The following is a 19,048-nucleotide window of genomic DNA, read 5'->3' on the forward strand; positions in this document are numbered from 1 at the left end:
TATTGGTCCACTCGCTTAGATAGAGTGCGATAGCCCAAGACTTTCGGGCAGCGGTGGGCTATGACTGTTACGCCGCTACGGCCGGGGCGTATTCGGCTAGAGCATCGACGTTTTGTGATTGCGATTGTCCAGGAAACGGCAAGAAGAAGTATGACTCTGGCCTGAAAGTTACTTCATACACCGCGACTTTTGGGGAGTTTTGGTATGATGGGTTCGTCAACGCAAGCTGGGTAGGAAATCATGGGGGAGTAGGTCAGCGTCCGGACGCTTGGCCTGACTGGCATATCCACAGGTCGGTTCTTTCAAGCTCCAATATCGTGCAACAATTGATTGCGAGTAGAACGAGACCTCGATAAAGATAGAACTCTACAATGTTTGGTCCGTCGAATCGAACTTCAGGAATCCAAAAACCAGGAAGCCTACCATTGTTCTACCTGGAAGTCGAAAGGTTCACATGTACGTCACAATAAAAGAGAATTTCCAACCATGTCCGTAATTGAAGTGATGCTGTTCGATCCTGCTGGTTGGATGTTTATGCCTATCATTGTGTTGTTGTATATTTGGACACGTCGCAAGATAAATGGGTGCCTCACTGTGCCGATCTTGAGCCTAGCCTTTGTCCTCACTTTGTCAGTATTTAGTGGTCAATATGAATCATACTCCGATGCTGCGAATGTAGTGTTGTGGACTGCTGCTTTCACTGTTTGGGGATTATTTATTTACGCTTTAATCGAAGCTAGCTTCAAGATACTTGGGTGGTGCCGCGTATGGTCCAAAAACTGAATCGAGCCGAACCCCCTTGTTTCAGACCGATTGTTTAACACGCCGAGCCCAGAACTCGGCCGACATCAGGAGAGCATTGTCACCGAACCCGAAAACGAACGAGTTAAAGAGCCCGAACTGTTGCGGGGTTTTCCGTGGGAATCGGGCGACGCAGGGGGCGGATTCCCCAGTTCGCCAAGATGGGGCATCTTCAAGGCTTTTGGAGCCTGTCGAAGGAGTGCATGTTGGCGAAACTCGGCGGGGTGGCACTGTTACGGCGTCCGCTTTTTGGGTGCCACTGCTGGCTTGTCGCGGACAGCCTTTCCGGATCGCATGGCAGTAGCAACGGCTAGTTAATGATTCGCCACGTTACCCAAGCACCAGCAGTGTGTTGGATGTTTGGTGTGGGGCGTCACGACACTCGAAGAACTGAGCAGCTATGACCCCCGACTACCGATCGGCGTTAGTGGGTAGTCTAGGACGTGGGTAGCGGTTTCTGGCCACGGATGAACCGGATCATCACGGATGGGCTAACCGCAGGACCTCTTGGGCTTCGCCCACCTACAACTGGGTGTAGTGCGCCCAGCTGTCGGTGCTACCCAAAATCTCCGCGGGCTCGGCGCCTGTGCCATGTTGGCTCGATTCTCACGCCGTACTCTGGTGCTACCCTCCCCGGGCCTGATAGCCCGACCCGTCCCGCAAGCGGGAGGGTAAATTCGAGGGCTAAACGAATTTTCTGACCATTCCAGTTTTCGCTGGAAAGTGGCCACCTGTGGTGTTCTAATGGACAGGTGGTTGTTGGCTGTCGGCTATCAGCTTTCGGCTGTTGGCTTTTTAGTGATTGGAGGTGATCGCGATGTGATGCTTATCTGAATAGCAAACTACTAGCGACGCGCAGGCGAAGGGTTGCCGGCGTGGGCGTTCGCTGCTGCGCGCGTGTCAAAGCTCTAAGCCTTAGGCTTTAAGCGGTAGGCTAGATCTTTCGGTCGCTGGAAGCTGCTTCAAGATGACATATTCGCATTCCGCATTCCGCAATCCCAAATCCCCAATCGTGTCTCCTCCCCAAAATAGTTTCCCACCCATGGGAATCTATTTTGGGCAACTATCCCGGAGGTGTTGATGCAACTCATTGCTGACAAACGACTTGCGATAGTTTCCCACTGCGAAAATAGATTCCCACTCGATGCGTTTTGGGAAATGGGAATCTATTCGGGCGCGAAAACCACTGGTTTTGTAGAGCGGGCGGAGATTCAATTTTCCCATCGGTGGGTAAATTGGGAATCTATTCGTGAGCATTGGGAATCTATTCCCCTCCGAAGGTTCGAGCGTGTGCGGGGGGGGGCTGGTGGAGATAGGTTGGATTGGCGAACCGCAGGAGAGGGGAGTTTGGAGGGGAGGCCGGTCGCTGGATCGGATTCTGCTGCTTTCGTGACGCACGCAGGTGGTGAAACAGGTATCCTGGAAGTGTCGCACATCCAGCCGCCGCCGGTGGTGTGGTGGTTGGCCTGTGGAGTCGATTCGAAGCGAAGTGAAACTGACGCGTTGTCCTTTTTAAGGAGTCAGAGAAATGGTGGTACATCGGATCGCTTTGATGATGGGGATGATCTTGCTCACCTCCTCCGCCGAGGCGCAGAAGTTGGTGGAGTATCGCAACTTCGAGGAGCGATCGAGCGAGTATGGTTCGATGGCCTTTAGTCCCGACTGGAAAACACTCTACTCGGCAGGCACTGGTAGCAAGATCAAGGATTGCGACGTCGAGGCCAATCAGGTGATTGGCGAGTTCACCAAGAATCGCGAGACTTTCACGAGCGTGCTGACCGTGAGCCCCGATGGTAAATGGCTAGTCGCCGGCGAGAGCAACGGCGCGATCGTGTTCTACCAACTCCCGTCCGGCGAAGTCGCCAAGCAACTGGATGCGAAGCGATGGGTTCGCTCGCTGGCGTTCACCGCCGATGGTAAGGAGTTGTTCTCCGGAAGCGACGATCACCAGATCGTTCGTTGGGACCTGGAAGCCGAGCAACCGAAGGAACAATGGCCGACGGACAAGCAGGGCTACATCACCTTGTCGCCTGATGGAAAAACGGCCGCGACTACTGGGCTGTCGCGCAAGGTCTCGTTGTGGGATCTGGCGACTACCAAGTCGGTTGGCGAACTCAAGGTTCCTGCGGAGTCGACGTACGGAGTCGCTTTCAGTGCGGATGGCAAGTGGTTGCTCTCCGGCGATCGTCGCTCGCCGTACGAGGTCCGCCTGTGGGACTTGGCGACCAGAACCGCGCAGCACGAGATGGATGGTCGCAACGATGGAGTGGTGGCCGTGGCTTTTCATCCCAGCGGCAAACTCGTGGCCGCGGCGAAGTTGAACGGGGCCATTGAGATGTGGAGCGTCGAAACCGGCGAACTGGTCGATTCGGCAAACAGCGGAGTGTCGAATGCGTTGGGGCTGAGCTTCAGTGCTGATGGCACCAAATTGGCCCATGTATACGGGGCCACCGAAGCGGCTTGCGGGGTGCGCATCTGGCTGTTGGAAGGTCTGGAGGAGGCGTTGGAATAGCAACATCGGTTCGGCAGGGTAGCCGTGTTGGGTGAACCTGAGGCGGGAGACGGGGAATTCTGGGGCTGGAATCCCCCAGATGGGGGTCCTGTGGGTTGAATAGGGACCCTGGGTCACTTATTCTATGGGGTTTCCGAAGGCTCATCTCGCCCTGCAGATAACCTCTTGATGTCAGACCTAGCCCAACGAATGGCGAATCTCTCGCCTGCCCAGCGAAAGTTACTTCAGCAACGTCTCGCGGGGCAAAAAGCCCAAGCCGAGCCGATCGCCATTGTCGGTATGTCGTGCCGCTTCGCCGGCGCGAACAGCCTGGCCGAGTACTGGCGCGTGATCCGCGACGGCGTGGAAGCCGTGAGCGAGGTGCCGCCCGATCGCTGGGACATCGACGAACTGTACGATCCCACCGGCACGCAGTCGGGCAAGATGTTTACCAAGTGGGGCGGGTTCGTCGATCGCATCGACCAGTTCGATCCTCAGTTCTTCGGCATCGCTCCTCGCGAAGCGTCGCGGATGGACCCGCAGCAACGCATGCTGCTCGAGGTCGCTTGGGAAGCGATGGAAAACGGCGGCATCCCGGCCGACCAGCTCGCTGGCAGCAAGACCGGCGTGTACGTCGGCATCGGCGGCGCGGATTACTCGAAGGTTCCCTCGCAGTACGCCAACTACTATCAGCAGATCGACGCCCACGTCGGCACCGGCAACGCGCTGTCGATTGCTGCGAATCGCATCTCGTACATCTTCGACTTCCATGGCCCAAGTGCGGCGGTCGATACGGCTTGCTCGAGTGCGTCGCTTGCCATTCACCTGGCAGTGGAGAGCCTGCGTCGTAAGGAGTGCAACGCCGCGCTGGCCGGCGGCGTGAACGCGATTATCACACCGGAGACCACTATCGCGTTCTCCAAAGCGCGGATGCTCTCGCCCGAGGGCAAGTGCCGCCCGTTCGATGCAGGAGCCAACGGTTACGTCCGTGGCGAAGGGTGTGGTCTGGTGCTGCTCAAGCGCCTGGCCGACGCTCAGCGCGACGGCGATCAGATACTCGCGGTCATTCGCGCAACGAGCGTGAATCAGGATGGTCGCACTTCGGGCATTAGCGCGCCGAATGGTCAGTCGCAGCAGGAGTGCATCCGCGCAGCCCACACGCAGGCGGGAGTCACCGCGGCCGACATTTCGTACGTCGAAGCCCACGGCACCGGCACCCCGCTCGGCGATCCCATTGAAATGCAGGCGCTCACAGAGATCTTCCAGAGGGCGAGCGACGACGATCAACCGTTGCACGTCACCAGCGTGAAGGCCAACATCGGTCATACCGAGACCGTTTCCGGCGCGGCTGGTTTGATCAAGACCGTGCTGTTGATGCAGCAGGAGCTGATCCCGCCGCAGTTGTATTTTGAATCGATCAACCCGCACATTGCGCTCGATGGTTCGCGAATTGTGGTTCCGCAGCACGCGACACCATGGCCCGCAGCTGGTGGCCGGCGGCTGGCTGGCATCAGCTCTTTTGGCTTCGGTGGCACCAACACCCATTTGCTGATCGAAGCCCCTTCGGCCGATCTAGTAGCGACAAAGGACGAACCGGAGCAGGTCGAACGGATACCGGCCGAGCAGGTCGACCCGACACTAGCGGCCGAACCACGGCATCGCCATGTGCTGAAGCTCTCGGGCCGCACGAGCGATGCGATCGAACGCCAGGCCGAGCAGATCGCCAGCTACCTCGGCGAGCATCCCGAAGCCACGCTGGCCGACGTGTGCTTTACAGCCAATACCGGGCGGGCCGACTTCAATCATCGCGCAGCCATCGCTTCCGATTCGCGCGAGTCGCTCGAAAAAGCCTTAGCGACCCTTGCTGCTGGCAAGGCGAGTCCCACGGTCAAACGCGGTCAGGTGAAAGGCATCGCCCGCCCGAAGGTGGCCTTCCTTTTTACCGGGCAAGGTTCGCAGTACGCCCAGATGGGGCGCGAGCTGTATCGCACCGAGCCGGTGTTCCGCGACGCGATCGACCAATGCGACGAAATCCTTCGCGTGGGGCTAAGCGAATCGCTCCTCAGCATTCTGTTCCCCACCGACAACGACGATGCCGAGCTGGTGAACCAGACCATCTTCACGCAGCCTGCGCTGTTTGCCATTGAGTACGCCATGGCCCGGCTCTGGCAGTCGTGGGGAGTCGAGCCGAGCATCCTGCTGGGCCATAGCGTTGGCGAATACGTGGCCGCGACCGTGGCTGGCTGCATGACCCTGCCTGAAGGTTTGGGGCTCATTAGCGAGCGGGCGCGGTTGATGCAGCAGATCTCGAAGCCAGGCAAGATGGCGGTGGTGTTTGCTGCCGAAGCCGACGTGGCCAAGAAGCTCGCCGGCCAGGAAGATCGCGTTGCCATCGCGGCCGTGAATGGCCCGGAGAACACCGTGATTTCGGGCGACGCGGCGGCCGTGGATGCGCTTGTCGACGAGTTCGAATCGAGCGGCGTCGGCCTGCAGCGTCTGGTCGTGTCGCATGCGTTCCATTCGCCGTTGATGGACGAAATGCTCGACGCGTTCGAGGAGTTTGCTGCCGGCATCCAATTCCAACCACCCACCATTCCGCTAGTGTCGAACCTCACCGGCCAGGTGATGACCGAGGCCCCCACCGCCCGCTACTGGCGCGACCATGTTCGCGGGGCGGTGCGATTCGTCGACGGCGTCGAACGCGTGGCCGAGGCCAAGGTGTCGGTGCTGCTCGAGGTCGGTCCGACTGCCAGCCTGCTCGGCATGGCCAAGCGATGCCTTGCCGGGTACTCGGCGGCTAGCATCTCGTCGCTCCGCAAGGGACAAGATGCCGATCAGGCGCTGGCCACCGCGGTGGGCGAAATGTACACCGCTGGCGTGAAGCTCGACTGGCGGGCGCGCAGCACCCATCAGGCGTCGCAACGTTTGATGCTGCCGAATTACCCATTCCACCGAGATCGGTTCTGGTTCGATGTCGATGGCCCGGCTGGCTCCGGCATCGCGCGTCGCGGGGCCACTGGTGGGCGTCCGCTGCTGGGGGGACGTGTGCCGAGTGTCTGGACCAACGCGGTCTACGAGACCATTGTCGACGCTCACTCGCCGGGCTACCTGGTGGATCATCAGGTGCAAGGTTCGGTCGTGGTGCCTGCCGCGGCGTTCATCGAACAAGGGCTAGCGGCTGCTCGCGAAACGTTTGGCGACGGACAGCACGGCATCCGCGACGTTTCGGTGCAGGCGGCCATGTTCTTGCCCGAGGAAGGTGCTCGGCTCGCTCAGATCACCGTCGAGCCCGAAGCCGGCGGTCGCAGCGAGATGGAAAGCTATAGCACGCCGGCCGATGCCGACTCGCCCGAATGGCAATTGCACGCGACAGCAACGCTGTTGGCCGAGTCGCAGTTGCCAGCGGTCGATACGCTACCGACCATCGACCTGGCGGGAGTTCGCCAGCGCACGATCGACAGGAAGACTCGCGACGAGTTCTACCAGATCGTCGCCGAGCGGGGACTCGTGTACGGTCCGCAGTTCCAGGTGCTCGGCAAAGTCGATCGCACCGACAGCGAAGCGTTGGCTCCCATCGAAGCCCACGAAGCAGTGGTGGCCGAACTGGCCAAGTACCGCTTGCATCCGGTGCTCGGCGACGCTTGCCTGCAAACGCTCGCGTCGACGGTGCCGCTCGAAGAGGATGGCAACTACAGCCCTTATACCTACATGCCGGTCGCAGTAGGTTCGGTCCGCGTGATCGAGCCGATTACGTCGCTCGTTAGCCCGGTCTATTGCTACGCGATTCGCCGGTCGGAAGACGCAACACCGAGCCCCGAGTCGGTCACTAGCGATGTTTATCTGGTCGACGAGACGGGGCGGGTGCTGGTCGAGATGCTGGCCGCTAAGGTGCAACGCATCGGGCGGGGGGCCGCTGCTGGCGAAATGCATCAGCCGACCGACTGGCTCTACGCACTCGATTGGGTCGATGCCCCGCTGGCAGAGTCCACTTCGGCCGCCGATGGTACCTGGCTGGTGTTTGGCGACGCAGGAGCCGTGGGGCTCGAAATCGCTAAGCACTTGGCGAGCGACAAGCGTCGGGTCGTGCTAGTCCGGCCGGGAGCTACTCGCGAGTACGTGGCCGAGGACGATTCGATTGCGATGATGACGATCGATCCTTTGAATGCCGATCACTTCAGCGAGGTCTTTGCACACATTGCTGAAAGCGGCCAGACGGTCGCAGGCATCGTGCTGTCGTGGCCGCTCGATGTCGAAAATCCCACTGGTGCCGATCCGCAAACTGCTTGGAGCGATGCTGCTCGGCTCACGGTGCATACCGCGCTCGACGTGGTGAAGAGCACCGTGCGATGTGGTCAATCGAAGATGCCTCGGCTGTGGATCGCCACGGCCGGCGCGCAGGCCATCGGCGACTCGGCGGTGAACGTGGCCCAAGCCCCGCTGGTCGGTTTCACTCGCGTGGCCGCGGTCGAGCACCCCGAGCTTTCGCCGACGCTAGTCGATCTCGATCCCCAGAACCCGGATGCCGCGCAGCTTGTCGCCGAACTCGGTGGCGACTCGCCCGAAAGCCAGGTTGCGTACCGCGACGGCAAGCGGTTGGTCGCTCGGTTGGTGGCCGACACCACGAGTCGCGACGCAGTTGCTGCCAGCCAGGCTTCGCTTGGCGAACTCAAGCCAGGTGGGGCGTTCCAGCTCCGCATCACTAGCCCTGGTTCGTTCGACGCGTTGAAGTACGTGCCGGTCGAACGCAAGGCACCTGCGGCTGGCGAAGTGGAACTGGCCGTGCATGCGACCGGCCTGAACTTCAGCGACGTGCTCAAGGCCCTCGGTTTGTACCCAGGCATCAAAGACGAGATTGTTCCGCTCGGTATCGAGTGCTCCGGCGTCGTGACTGCGATCGGCGACGGGGTGACCCAATTCAAGGTCGGCGACGAGGTGATGGGCGTTGCTCCCTACGCGTTTGCCTCGCACGCGACCACCCGCGACTACACGCTGGTGCACAAGCCGAAGAACATCAGCCACGACGAAGCCTCGACCGTGCCGATCGTGTTTCTCACCGCCCACTACGGGCTGGTGCGACTCGCGGGCATCGAGAAGGGGGAGCGGGTACTGATTCACGCAGGGGCCGGCGGTGTTGGTCTGGCTGCCATTCAGATCTGCCAGCACTTCGGTGCCGAGGTGTTCGCGACTGCCGGAAGCGACGAGAAACGCGACTACCTCCGCTCGCTCGGCGTGAAGCACGTGTATAGCTCGCGAACGCTCGACTTCGCCGAACAGATTCTCGAAGACACCAATCGCGAAGGGGTCGACGTGGTGCTCAACTCGCTCCCTGGCGAGGCGATTACCAAGAGCCTGTCGATTCTTCGCGCGTATGGTCGGTTCCTCGAGATCGGCAAGACCGACATTTACCAAAACCGTAAGATTGGCCTGCTGCCGTTCCAGGATAACCTGTCGTACTTTGCCATCGACCTCGATCGCATGCTCCGCCAGCGACCCACGTACATTCGCGGGCTGTACGACGAAGTGATGCCATACTTCGAGAAGGGCATCTACGAGCCCGAGCTGTTCACGCGGTTCGAGCTGGATGGCACGATCGACGCGTTCCGCTACATGTCGCAGCGCAAGAACATCGGCAAGGTGGTGGTCGCGGTGGCCGACTCCGTCACCGGTGGCGACGACCAACCCGCGCTGCCTGACGAGAGCCTGATTCATAGCGACGGTAGCTACCTGATCACCGGTGGTCTTGGTGGTCTCGGTTTGCAAGTCGCCAACTGGCTGGCCGATAACGGGGCGGGTGGTTTGGTGCTGATGAGCCGCCGGGCCCCGTCGGATGCGCAGCAAGCCGCCATCAAGTCGCTCGAAGCCAAAGGCACCAAGGTGCATCACCTGCAGGGCGACGTGGTCGACCTTGTCGGGCTGACCGCTGGGCTGGCCGCGCTACCGACCGAGTTACCAAAGATCCGCGGGGTGATTCACGCCGCTGGCGTATTGGCCGACGGGGTGATGGCCGACATGTCGCTCGAGCAATTCGATCGGGCGATGCTGCCGAAAACACTCGGTGCGTGGAACCTGCACCTGGCGACCGCCGAGATGCCGCTCGACCTGTTCGTGATGTTCTCCAGCGTCGCTGCCATGATTGGATCGCCTGGGCAATCGAACTACGCGGCTGGCAACGCAGCGCTCGACGCCATCGCCCACTATCGCCGGCAGCAGGGCTTGCCGGCCACAAGCATTAACTGGGGTCCCTGGGCTGGCAGCGGTATGGCCGCCGATACGTTCGGCGAAACCGATCGCGAAGCGGGCATCAAATCGCGCGGCATGGATCTGATCCCCGTCGACGAAGGCCTGCAACTACTAGGCGACCTGGTTGCCGCTGGCACGGTGCAAACCACCGTGATGGATGTGTACTGGGAGTCGCTGCTCACATTGCTTGGCTCGCGACGACTCTCCGCGCTCGAGGCCATGGCGTCCGAACATGGCTCCGGCGAATCGGCCGGCTCCGCAGTCGATCACGATTTCCGCAACGAGCTGTTTGATGCACCAGCCGGCGAGCGGGTGCCGATGGTTCGCGATTATATTCAGGCCGAACTGGCTCGCATCATGAGCTTCGAGCCCGATCAGCTCGATGTTGATCTGCCGCTAACCGCGTTTGGCCTCGACTCGCTCATGGCTTTGGAGCTCAAGAACAATCTTGAAGCTCGGCTGGCGTTCACGTTGCCGATGGCCAAGCTATTGGAAGGTCCCAGCATTGCTTCGCTTGCTGGCGACACGGTGCAGCTGATCCTCGGCGATGAGTCGAGTGATAGCGAAGTGACCTTGAGCAAAGAGTGGAACGCACTAGTGAAGCTTCGCGACGGTTCGGCCGCCGAGCCGCTGGTGCTGCTCCCCGCCTTGGGTGGCGACGTTGGTTGTTACCACGATCTGGTGCAGCAACTGTCGGTCGATCGCCCGGTACTGGCGTTCCGTCCCCGCGGAATCGACGATGCGAATCCACCGCACGAATCGATGCAGCAACTGGCAACCGACTACGCCCAGGCGATCATCGACCTGCAGCCGACCGGACCGCACTACATCGCCGGTTGGTCGGCTGGCGGTGTCACTGCGTTTGCGGTGGCCGAAGCGATGCTGGCCGCTGGTCGCGAAGTGAAGCTGCTCGCGCTGTTCGATGCTCCGCTGCCGACCATCTATCGCAAGATCGACCTGGATGACGAAGCTGGGTTCTTGCTCGATATGATTCGGTTCACCAACCGGTTTGCAGGCACGAACATCGAAGTGTCGATCGATAAGACCTCCGACTTGTCGGGCGACGAGCGGTTTGCCTTCGCGCTCAAGCAAGCTCGCGAGCAAGGGATGTTCCCACCGAGCGTGAGCGACGAATACGTGCACCGGCTCCTGGCCGTGGGTACTGGATTGATTCGCGCCAGCCAGGGCTATAAGCCGGCTCCGCTCGATATCACCATGCAGTTGTACCTGCCGACTATCGCAGGTGGACTGGAAGATATCACGGAGCACGACCTGCCCGACGACAACGGCTGGAAAAGCCTGGTCGGCCAGAACACCGAGTTCACCAACATCACTGGCGATCACTTCACGATGATGACTGCCGAGGGAGCCAAGCAGCTGGCAAAGCACCTGGATGGATTGCTGAAATAGCGTAGGCTTTCAGGCATCGAGTTTCGGGGGTAAGCTGAACATCGTTGGCTTATCCTTCTGATTCCTGAATCGACACTCTTCGTTATGAACCAGCCTATTATTAGTGTTTCCGGGTTGCGCGGCATCGTCGGCGAGTCGCTCTCGCCCGAGCTCGTGGCCCGCTACCTTGGTGCGTTTGCTTCGCAGTTGCCGCGTGGTCCGGTGCTATTGTCGTACGACGGTCGGGCGACTGGGCCGATGCTCTCGGCTGCCGCGCGGTCGACGTTGATGGCGACCGGGCATATGGTGCTCGACGCCGGCCCGACAGCCACGCCGACGACGGGAGTGTTGGTGAAGCACTATCACTGTGTCGGCGGGGTGCAGATCTCTGCTTCGCACAATCCGGCCGAGTACAATGGTATCAAACTGTTCGGCCCCGACGGTCGGGTCATTCCGGCAAACGAAGGCTTGCAGGTGCGTCGCCGGTACGAAGCGGGCGAAGTGCAATGGGTCCGCCACGACGAAGTCGGCGACTATGAACTGCTGGCCGACGTGGTGAACGAACACTGGGATCTCATCGCTCCGTTGGTCGACGTCGAACGCATTCGCAGTCACAAGTTCAAGGTGCTCCTCGATTCGAATCACGGGGCAGGTGGAGTGGTCGGCAAGCACGTGCTGCAGAAGCTTGGCTGCGAGACGATTCACCTGGGGGCCGAGCCAACCGGCGAGTTCCTGCATACCCCCGAGCCGACCGCCGAGAACCTGACCGGCGTGTGTCAGCAGGTCGCCAGCCAGCAAGTTGCGGTGGGGTTCTGTCAGGATCCCGACGCCGATCGGCTGGCGCTAATCGACGAACGCGGACGCTACGTCGGCGAAGAGTTCACGCTCGCGATTGCGGTAGATCATGTGCTGCGAGCCACCCCTGGCCCGGTGGTGACGAATTGCTCGACCAGCCGGATGACCCAGGACCTGGCCGAGAAGTTCGGAGTTCCTTTCTTCCGCTCCGCGGTCGGCGAGGCGAATGTAGTTGACAAGATGATTCACCACGACGCAGTGCTCGGCGGCGAAGGCAACGGTGGCGTCATTCACCCCAAGGTCATCGGGGTGCGCGATAGCATGGTTAGCATGGCCTTGGTGCTCGACGCCTTGGCGGCTCGCGAGGTACCGCTAAGCCAGTTGGTCGACGAGTTGCCCCAGTACGCGATTCACAAAGCCAAGGTGACGATGCCAGCCGAGCGGGTAGAAGCCGCTTGCGGGCAGCTCGAATCGCACTTCGCCGCGGCCACGCCTGATCGGATGGACGGGTTGCGGCTCGACTGGCCCGACCGCTGGCTGCTGGTGCGGGCGAGCAACACCGAGCCGATTGTTCGCATCTTTGCCGAAGCTCCCACGGCCGAAGCCGCCAAAGAGCTGTGCGACGAAGCCGCCGAGGTGATGGGATAAATGCGATTCGGCATTCGATCGCTATTGATCGTTAGTGCGCTACTGGCGGTGGGAATCAGCCTAGTGCGGTTCGCCTGGCACTCCTGGCCGTCGATGGTGATCTCGGTAAGCTTCGGATTGCTACTAGGGCTCGCGTTGAACGTGCTTCGCGTGCTGAAAGAACGTAGCAGCGAGATGCCTCGCGGGCTGCTTACCGGTATGTTCCTAGTGGCCGCCGGCATTGCCGTGGCCGAAGCGTTTATCGATAGCCCGAGCAAAATCGGGTGCTTCGTTGGGCTGGTGGTTTACGGTGGGTTCTACTTCACATGGCAACGTTGGCTGCCGGGGTTACTCGCTGCTTGTGGGCTTGAGAATGCGTGAGCCGAAAGAGCAATCTGGTAACGCGACTGACAACCCTTACCAGTCGCCGCAGATCGCACAGCAGGGGGGGCCTGGGCGTCGCAGGCTGATGTTAAGTTGGTCGCCTGGCTTCTTGCCTTTTGTGTTCACGATGGTCCATACCGCGGCCATAGGTTGGTACGCATTGTATGGCAACTCGAGTACTGCTCTCGCTTCCGACTCTGGACTGGAGCGGTGGACGCTCTGGTGTTGGATTGATTTCCCAATTGGCACACTCGCCCTATTCGAAGAGTGGGTGATCGAATCCGACTCCGCCACCTTCACCTGGCTACTGATGCTGGGAGGGGCTCAGTGGGCGTTGTGGGGATGGATCGTTCAGCAGTTGCTGCAGGTGATGGTTCGCGAAACGCGGACTCCCTGAACTCTCCGAGAGCCTAAGTCATCAACTTGTAAATCAGGTAACCAAATCCACCAGTGGCTAGCGTAATGCCTAGCAGCCCGAGCAGACCATCGCGGGCGGTGATGGCCAGCCCCAGGAATAAGATCGCTGCGGCCGGCACCGCAGCCAGCCCGGGAATCAACTCGGCCATCGGCATCATCAGCGCGAGCAACACGCAGAGTCCGGCGATCACGTGCTCCATCGGACCTTCGACCAGCACCTGCAGTCGGCTGCCGAGAAAGCCATCGACCCACTTCGCCCAAGGGCGACTTCTGTCGACGGCTTCGAGCACTTTCTTCTTTTTGACGCTACGCTCACCAAGCACCGCAGGCACCCACGGGTGAGTCCGTCCCAGCATGTATTGCGATGAGATCAGGATGATGATCGATCCCATGATGGTCGGTACGAAGGGAATCATGCCGATGGGGGGAATCAGAGCAATGAGCGCAGGCAGCACCAACAACGGCCCAAACGTCCGCCCGTCGAAAGCGTCGAGCGCTTCTCGCACCGTGAGCGTCTCGTCTTCCTGCTCGACTTTGGTTTCGAGTTGGTCGACGACTTCTTCGAGATTTTGAGGCGATCCGTCGGTGGCAGGCATGGTTTTTTGGTGGTCGGCAAGCGACCAGTAGGGTGGTTGCAAAACGATCAATCTAACAAAGATGCTCTGGGAAATGCGGGATAAACTCCGCATTTCAGGCGTCTGGCGACACGCGGCCCGTTTAGGCTCGGTCGTCGAACTACTAATAATGCAACTCGCAGGCCAAAGTACCAACGTGGTGAAAAATGGAGTGCGCAACAAAAAAGTGCTGCGGCCATCAGCGATGGCACGCAGCACTTTGTGTTTTGCAGTTGATTGTCGTGCTAGCGGTTACTTGGCACCCAAACGCAGGGCAACCAGGTAAGGCACTGGTTCGCTACCCAATGCGTTGAGCACGGTACCACCAGCGGTGAAGGTGTGGGTCACCCAGTCGGGCTCGCCGTACTTGTCGAGGGCCTTGCCCCCTTCGCCACCGCCGACGTAAACCTCGACGCCAGCTTCCTTCATCCGCTTAAGCTCTGGAATCCAGGCCTTGGTGCCACCTTCGAACTTGGGATCTTCGAACATGCCGAACACGCCGTTGTGGAAGGCTACTGCGCCGCTACCATGCTTTTCGATGAACTCACCAACAGCTGCGTGGAACTTCTCGATCGACTTGGGACCGATGTCGAACTGTTGATCGTTGGGCTCCAGTTCGTCCTTGGAGGTGCCATCGCCGATGATCGAGTCGCAAGGCACCGTGAAGGTGATGCCCTTCTCGCGACCGTCGGCCACGATTGCCTTGGCCTGCGCCACGCGGTCTTCGGGAATGTACCAAGGCTCGCCCTTGTTCACGGGGTCTTCCGCGGCGCCGAGCGACACGGGAGCGTTGTCCAACTCACCGATGGCTTTGCGAATGGCCATGGCCAGCGAACCGGAAGCGAAGATTTGCTTGATCGAACCGCGGGCGATCATGGCTTCCATGTCGTCGAGCTTGTCGATCTTGATACCACTGAACACGGCCAGCGTCGCGCCCAGGCACTTTTGCATCGGGCCATCGAACTCGCCAGCGGCGTACTTGCCGAGGGCCACTTTCTCCATGGCCGCGGGAACGACCACGCTCGAGGCATCGAGCGAACCAGCACTGAAGGCTTCGTGCACGTACACGCTGCCGATCTTCTCGGCACACTCGTTGGAGAACTTCGCCAGGTTCTCGGCCAGCGCGGGCACGTCGTCCTTCTTGGCCTTCCACATCACTCGCTCGATGTTGTACTTACGAGTGTTCTCCAGCACGATCACCGCACCGGCTTCTGCGGCGTCGATCGTCTGCTTTACTTCGGGCTTGATGGTCAGCGTCTCTTCGTCGAGCCAGTCGCCGATCATCGGTACTTCGCAGCCCAGCAGTTCGCCGATGCGCTTGGCGACTTTGTCGAGGCTCTTCTCGGGATCACGACCGATGTGGCCGAAGATCACTTGCTTCCAGCCGCGCTCTTGGCCGTACTTGAGGGTGTCGACCATCGAACGCAGGCGGATGTCGCCTTCGCCGACCGTTGCGCCCGGCTTCGCGTCCACGTCGCCCCGCACCAGCACCACGGTGCCCGATGGCAGGTCGGCCAGAGACTCGAGACGTGGTACCGCCGACAGGTAGTCGTTCAGCCCCAGATCGGGAGCCGCGGCCCGGCCTTCGACGATGGTTTCACACCAGGTTTGCATTTCGGCAGGGGTTACGGGCATGGCTAGTTTCCTCTTGTTGGAACGAAAATATGGGTGAAATAGGGAATCGTGGGCAAGTTCAGGCTGCGGCGTTCGATCGCCAGACCGCCTGTTTCCGCCGAGTAATTCCGCTCGAGTGCACTTATTTGCGATCAGCCACGGGGGGCCTAATCGCCAACGATTTTATCGCGCCAAACCCACCCTTACAAAGGTGCGGGGCAGGGGGATGCAAGATTCTGGACCTCTGTAGTTTCAACTCCAGCAACCGGTAGCTAGAATGACAGCACAGGCGCCAAACGATTTTCTCACCCTTTCCCGTGGTGGCGGCGCTCCTCGTGCAATTGCTTCTTCTCAAGCGACTGGTGCTGGTGCTCGTGCTGTTTGGCACCGTGTGCGCGGCGGCCGTGGTGACGTACGTGCTGCACGGCTGGCGGCTCGACGACGCTATCTACATGGTGGTGATCACCGTGTTTGGCGTTGGCTACGGCGAAGTGCAGCCGATCGACTCGGTGCCGCTGCGAGCGGTGACCATGGCCCTAATTTTTACAAGCTACGGCAGTCTTATCGTTATTGTTGGAGGGTTTGTGCAAATGGTAATGGAAGGCGAAATCTCCCGCGCGCTGAGTCATCGTCGCATCACCCGCGGCATCGACGAACTCAAAGGCCACACCATTCTGTGTGGCTTCGGCCGCGCGGGGCGCATCCTGGCTAAGCAACTGGCCGAGGCGAATCATCAGTTCGTGGTGGTCGACATGGATGGCGACCGTCTGAGCGAGGCCGAGTCGCATGGCTATCTCATCCTGCAAGGTAACGCGGTCGAGGAGGAGACGCTCATCAAAGCGGGCGTCGAGCGGGCCAAGACGCTGGCCAGCGTCCTCGCGGCCGATGCCGACAATGTGTTCATCACGCTCACCGCGCGCGAGCTGAATCCCGACCTGCACATCGTCGCCCGGGCCGAGTACGCTTCGACCGAGAAAAAGCTGATTCGGAGCGGGGCGAACCGCGTGGTGCTGCCGGCCGTGATCGGCGGCATGCGCATGGCGCAACTCATCACCCGCCCGAGCACCGAAGAACTGCTCGCCAGTCATCAAAACATCGAGGAGCTGCAGCACGAGCTAGGACACATCGGGCTGAAGCTCGACGAGCTACCAGTAACGGCCGGCTCGCCGCTCGATGGACACGCGGTGGCCGATATCGAACTTGGTGGCAACCAAGGGTTCCTGATCGTCGGCGTTCGCAAACGCGACGGGCACGTACTCGTCGACCCCGAGCCAACCACCAAGCTCGCCGACGGCGACGCAGTAATCGTGCTCGGCCATCACAACGACCTCCCCCAACTCGCCAAGCGGTATACCACGAAGAAGGAAATCTACTACCGCGGGGCGAAGGTGGAAGTCACTGGGTAATGGGCTGCGAGCGGGTTACCAGAAAACGTAGTACAGCACCGCGGTCAGGCCGATGCATATGTAGCCAGCGGTCAGGGCGCCCTTGCTGCTGGTAACATCCATGCTTTCGTTCACCGGAAGCTCCACTGGTTTACGCAGCGGCTTGACGATCGTGATCACTGTGAGCACGGCAAGCACCAGGATGAACGTCAGCGACATGCGGTCGAGGAACGACCAGTCGACTACGGCCTTCCACCCTACTTTCACCGGCTCGGTGATCCCAGGAATCAAGTTTGCACCTGGGATGTCTTTGCCAAACTTGAACAAGCCATAGAGTACAGGGCTCATCACCAAGCCGACGGTGCCGCACATGCGAGGAGCCCATGGAATGAGCAAGCCGAACAGGAAGATGCCCAGCACGCCTGGCGAGATGAAGCCTTGGAACTCTTGGATGAATGTGAAGATGCCGTCGAAGGCTGGGTCGTCCAGCATGGGAGCGATCAGCATGGCAATCAGCACGAACAGCACCACAAACACACGACCGACCGAAACCAATTCGGAGGCCGTAGTTTCGCCGCGGAACTTGCGATAGATATCCATCGTGGCAATCGTGGAAGCCGAGTTGAGCATCGAGGCCAGCGAGCTGACCACCGCACCAAAGATGGCAGCGAGCACAAAACCGAGAACGCCAGCACCTGGTTTCAGCAAGTTCTTGAGCAGTACTGGGAATGCCGCGTCGTAGTCGCGGAGTGACAATTCTTTTACGTTTAATGCCTTCGACTTATCCTGCTTGGCCGCTTCGACCATCTCTTTGTTGGCTGCCGAGAGCTCGCCAGCTTGAATCTCCGCAGCGAGTGCATCGGCACCCAGAGCAGCTGCATTAAAGTCGGCGATCAAGCGGGCTTCTTCAGGATGGTCGCCAGCAAAGACATCCGAGAAACCAAACACCGAGATCTCGTCGGTCTTGCGTTCGCGAGCGTTCTCCAGACGGGTCTCAATAGCTTTGAGGTCGTTTGCGTTTCGCTTATTCTCGGGATCCGGCTTCATGTGCGCGGGGAGCGAGTCGTACAGCTCCGGTGCATAGGCAGCCAGAGTCTTGGCGTTCTTCGTTATCGCAGCATCGTTTAAATCGCTGCCGTACAAGTTGAATGCCAGGATACCGGGAATCACCACCACGAACGGAATCACCAGCTTTAAGAAGGCGGCGAACACAATACCCTTTTGACCTTCGGCCAGCGACCGCGAACCGAGGGTTCGCTGCGTAATGTATTGATTCAGACCCCAATAGAAGAAGTTGGGAATCCACAGACCGAGCAGCAGGGCACTCCAAGGAATTTCCTTGTCGTCGATGGGACGCTTCATGTGCAGCTTGCCTTCTGGCACCGGCCCTTCGTTGAGTGCGAAGAATCGTTCGACGGAACTGGCCTCGGCAAGTTGTTCAACAGTAACGGTATCGTTGCGTTTGGTAAGAATCAGTTCTTCCGGTTCCGCGTTGCCAAGGGCTTGGAAGGCGAGGTACGCGACGATCACACCGCCGAGCACCAAGGCGGCACCCTGAATCAAGTCGGCCCACGCACAAGCTTTCAGACCACCCGCGAACACGTAGACCGCTGCCAGGACGCCGATAATCCAGCAACCAACCGTGATGTTACCAAGGTCGAGCCCCAGAAAGGTGGAGCCTTGGAAGAACACGGTAATCACTTTGGCCCCGGAGAAAATCACCGATGCAGTAGGAACGCCTACGAGAATGATCAGCGTTGCGACCGCCATGACCGAGCGGGCGAAGGTGTTGTAGCGGTACTCAAGGAATTCCGGAATCGTGTAGATGCCGCTTTTCAGAAACTTAGGAAGGAACACAAACGCAACGACTACCAGGGTGACCGCGGCCATCCATTCGTAACTGGCGATGGCCATACCAAGCCAGTCGGCCGCCTTGCCGCTCATGCCGACAAACTGCTCGGTGCTGATGTTTGCCGCGATCAGCGAGAAGCCAACGAGCCACCAAGTAAGGCCGCGCCCTGCGAGGAAGTAATCTTGCGCGTCTTTCTCGTTATCCTCGTCGCGACTCTTCCACAATCCAATCGCGATAACAGAGATCACGAATAAGAGAAAAACCACGACATCGAACGTTCCGATCGAAGGGTTCATAATAATTCCTTGCCTAGTATTCACACGGTAGGCAAGGCACGGCGTACCAAGCGACCGCGAAGAAAAGTGGAGCGAATTAGTCCAAGCTGGCTTCGGTAGGCTCCGATAGAGCCTGACCACGAAGCCTCGATTTTAATCACACA

At 59.8% G+C, this 19,048-nt stretch carries 10 protein-coding genes; 7 read left to right on the top strand and 3 right to left on the bottom strand.

The features are described from left to right. Nucleotides 1–486: 486 nt before the first annotated feature. From Pan181_RS26440 to Pan181_RS00890, 6 genes are all read left to right on the top strand, one after another. Nucleotides 487–783, top strand: a complete 297-nt coding sequence (locus Pan181_RS26440; protein ID WP_231943714.1) for a hypothetical protein — start codon at nucleotides 487–489, stop codon at nucleotides 781–783. Nucleotides 784–2,329: 1,546 nt separating this feature from the next. Next, nucleotides 2,330–3,313: a WD40 repeat domain-containing protein gene (locus Pan181_RS00870; protein ID WP_145245039.1), complete on the top strand. Its 984-nt coding sequence runs from the start codon at nucleotides 2,330–2,332 to the stop codon at nucleotides 3,311–3,313. A 168-nt stretch (nucleotides 3,314–3,481) separates the two neighbouring features. Further along, nucleotides 3,482–10,942 (top strand): type I polyketide synthase, encoded by a 7,461-nt coding sequence (locus tag Pan181_RS00875; RefSeq protein WP_145245040.1) that lies wholly within the window; start codon nucleotides 3,482–3,484, stop codon nucleotides 10,940–10,942. Nucleotides 10,943–11,026: 84 nt separating this feature from the next. Further along, the gene (gene glmM, locus Pan181_RS00880; protein ID WP_145245041.1) at nucleotides 11,027–12,364 is read left to right on the top strand and encodes a phosphoglucosamine mutase; all 1,338 of its coding nucleotides are present in this window, start codon (nucleotides 11,027–11,029) and stop codon (nucleotides 12,362–12,364) included. Next, complete coding sequence (locus Pan181_RS00885; RefSeq protein ID WP_145245042.1) at nucleotides 12,365–12,724, top strand: hypothetical protein; 360 nt, start codon at nucleotides 12,365–12,367, stop codon at nucleotides 12,722–12,724. Beyond that, nucleotides 12,717–13,124, top strand: a complete 408-nt coding sequence (locus Pan181_RS00890; protein ID WP_145245043.1) for a hypothetical protein — start codon at nucleotides 12,717–12,719, stop codon at nucleotides 13,122–13,124. The genes Pan181_RS00885 and Pan181_RS00890 overlap by 8 nt, the downstream gene beginning before the upstream one ends. A gap of 13 nt (nucleotides 13,125–13,137) precedes the next feature. Here Pan181_RS00890 and Pan181_RS00895 read toward each other — a convergent pair whose 3' ends face one another. Next, the gene (locus tag Pan181_RS00895) at nucleotides 13,138–13,740 is read right to left on the bottom strand and encodes an exopolysaccharide biosynthesis protein (RefSeq protein WP_197528757.1); all 603 of its coding nucleotides are present in this window, start codon (nucleotides 13,738–13,740) and stop codon (nucleotides 13,138–13,140) included. A 270-nt stretch (nucleotides 13,741–14,010) separates the two neighbouring features. Then, nucleotides 14,011–15,393: a phosphoglycerate kinase gene (gene pgk, locus Pan181_RS00900; RefSeq protein WP_145245045.1), complete on the bottom strand. Its 1,383-nt coding sequence runs from the start codon at nucleotides 15,391–15,393 to the stop codon at nucleotides 14,011–14,013. A gap of 314 nt (nucleotides 15,394–15,707) precedes the next feature. Here pgk and Pan181_RS00905 point away from each other — a divergent pair, with 314 nt between their 5' ends. Further along, on the top strand, nucleotides 15,708–16,778 hold the full coding sequence (locus tag Pan181_RS00905) for a potassium channel family protein (protein WP_145245046.1): 1,071 nt from the start codon (nucleotides 15,708–15,710) through the stop codon (nucleotides 16,776–16,778). 15 nt (nucleotides 16,779–16,793) lie between these two features. Here the strand turns inward: Pan181_RS00905 and Pan181_RS00910 are convergent, their stop codons facing one another. After that, nucleotides 16,794–18,905 (bottom strand): sodium:solute symporter family transporter, encoded by a 2,112-nt coding sequence (locus Pan181_RS00910; protein WP_145245047.1) that lies wholly within the window; start codon nucleotides 18,903–18,905, stop codon nucleotides 16,794–16,796. Between the last annotated feature and the right edge of the window lie 143 nt (nucleotides 18,906–19,048).

The organism is Aeoliella mucimassa (assembly GCF_007748035.1).
In the GTDB taxonomy this organism is placed as follows: domain Bacteria; phylum Planctomycetota; class Planctomycetia; order Pirellulales; family Lacipirellulaceae; genus Aeoliella; species Aeoliella mucimassa.

Excerpts from the sequence above, each read along its gene's own strand:
- Pan181_RS26440 (WP_231943714.1), top strand. The coding sequence starts at position 487 with ATGTCCGTAATTGAAGTGATGCTGTTCGATCCTGCTGGTTGGATGTTT.
- Pan181_RS00870 (WP_145245039.1), top strand. The coding sequence starts at position 2,330 with ATGGTGGTACATCGGATCGCTTTGATGATGGGGATGATCTTGCTCACC.
- Pan181_RS00875 (WP_145245040.1), top strand. The coding sequence starts at position 3,482 with ATGTCAGACCTAGCCCAACGAATGGCGAATCTCTCGCCTGCCCAGCGA.
- glmM (WP_145245041.1), top strand. The coding sequence starts at position 11,027 with ATGAACCAGCCTATTATTAGTGTTTCCGGGTTGCGCGGCATCGTCGGC.
- Pan181_RS00885 (WP_145245042.1), top strand. The coding sequence starts at position 12,365 with ATGCGATTCGGCATTCGATCGCTATTGATCGTTAGTGCGCTACTGGCG.
- Pan181_RS00890 (WP_145245043.1), top strand. The coding sequence starts at position 12,717 with ATGCGTGAGCCGAAAGAGCAATCTGGTAACGCGACTGACAACCCTTAC.
- Pan181_RS00895 (WP_197528757.1), bottom strand. The coding sequence starts at position 13,740 with ATGCCTGCCACCGACGGATCGCCTCAAAATCTCGAAGAAGTCGTCGAC.
- pgk (WP_145245045.1), bottom strand. The coding sequence starts at position 15,393 with ATGCCCGTAACCCCTGCCGAAATGCAAACCTGGTGTGAAACCATCGTC.
- Pan181_RS00910 (WP_145245047.1), bottom strand. The coding sequence starts at position 18,905 with ATGAACCCTTCGATCGGAACGTTCGATGTCGTGGTTTTTCTCTTATTC.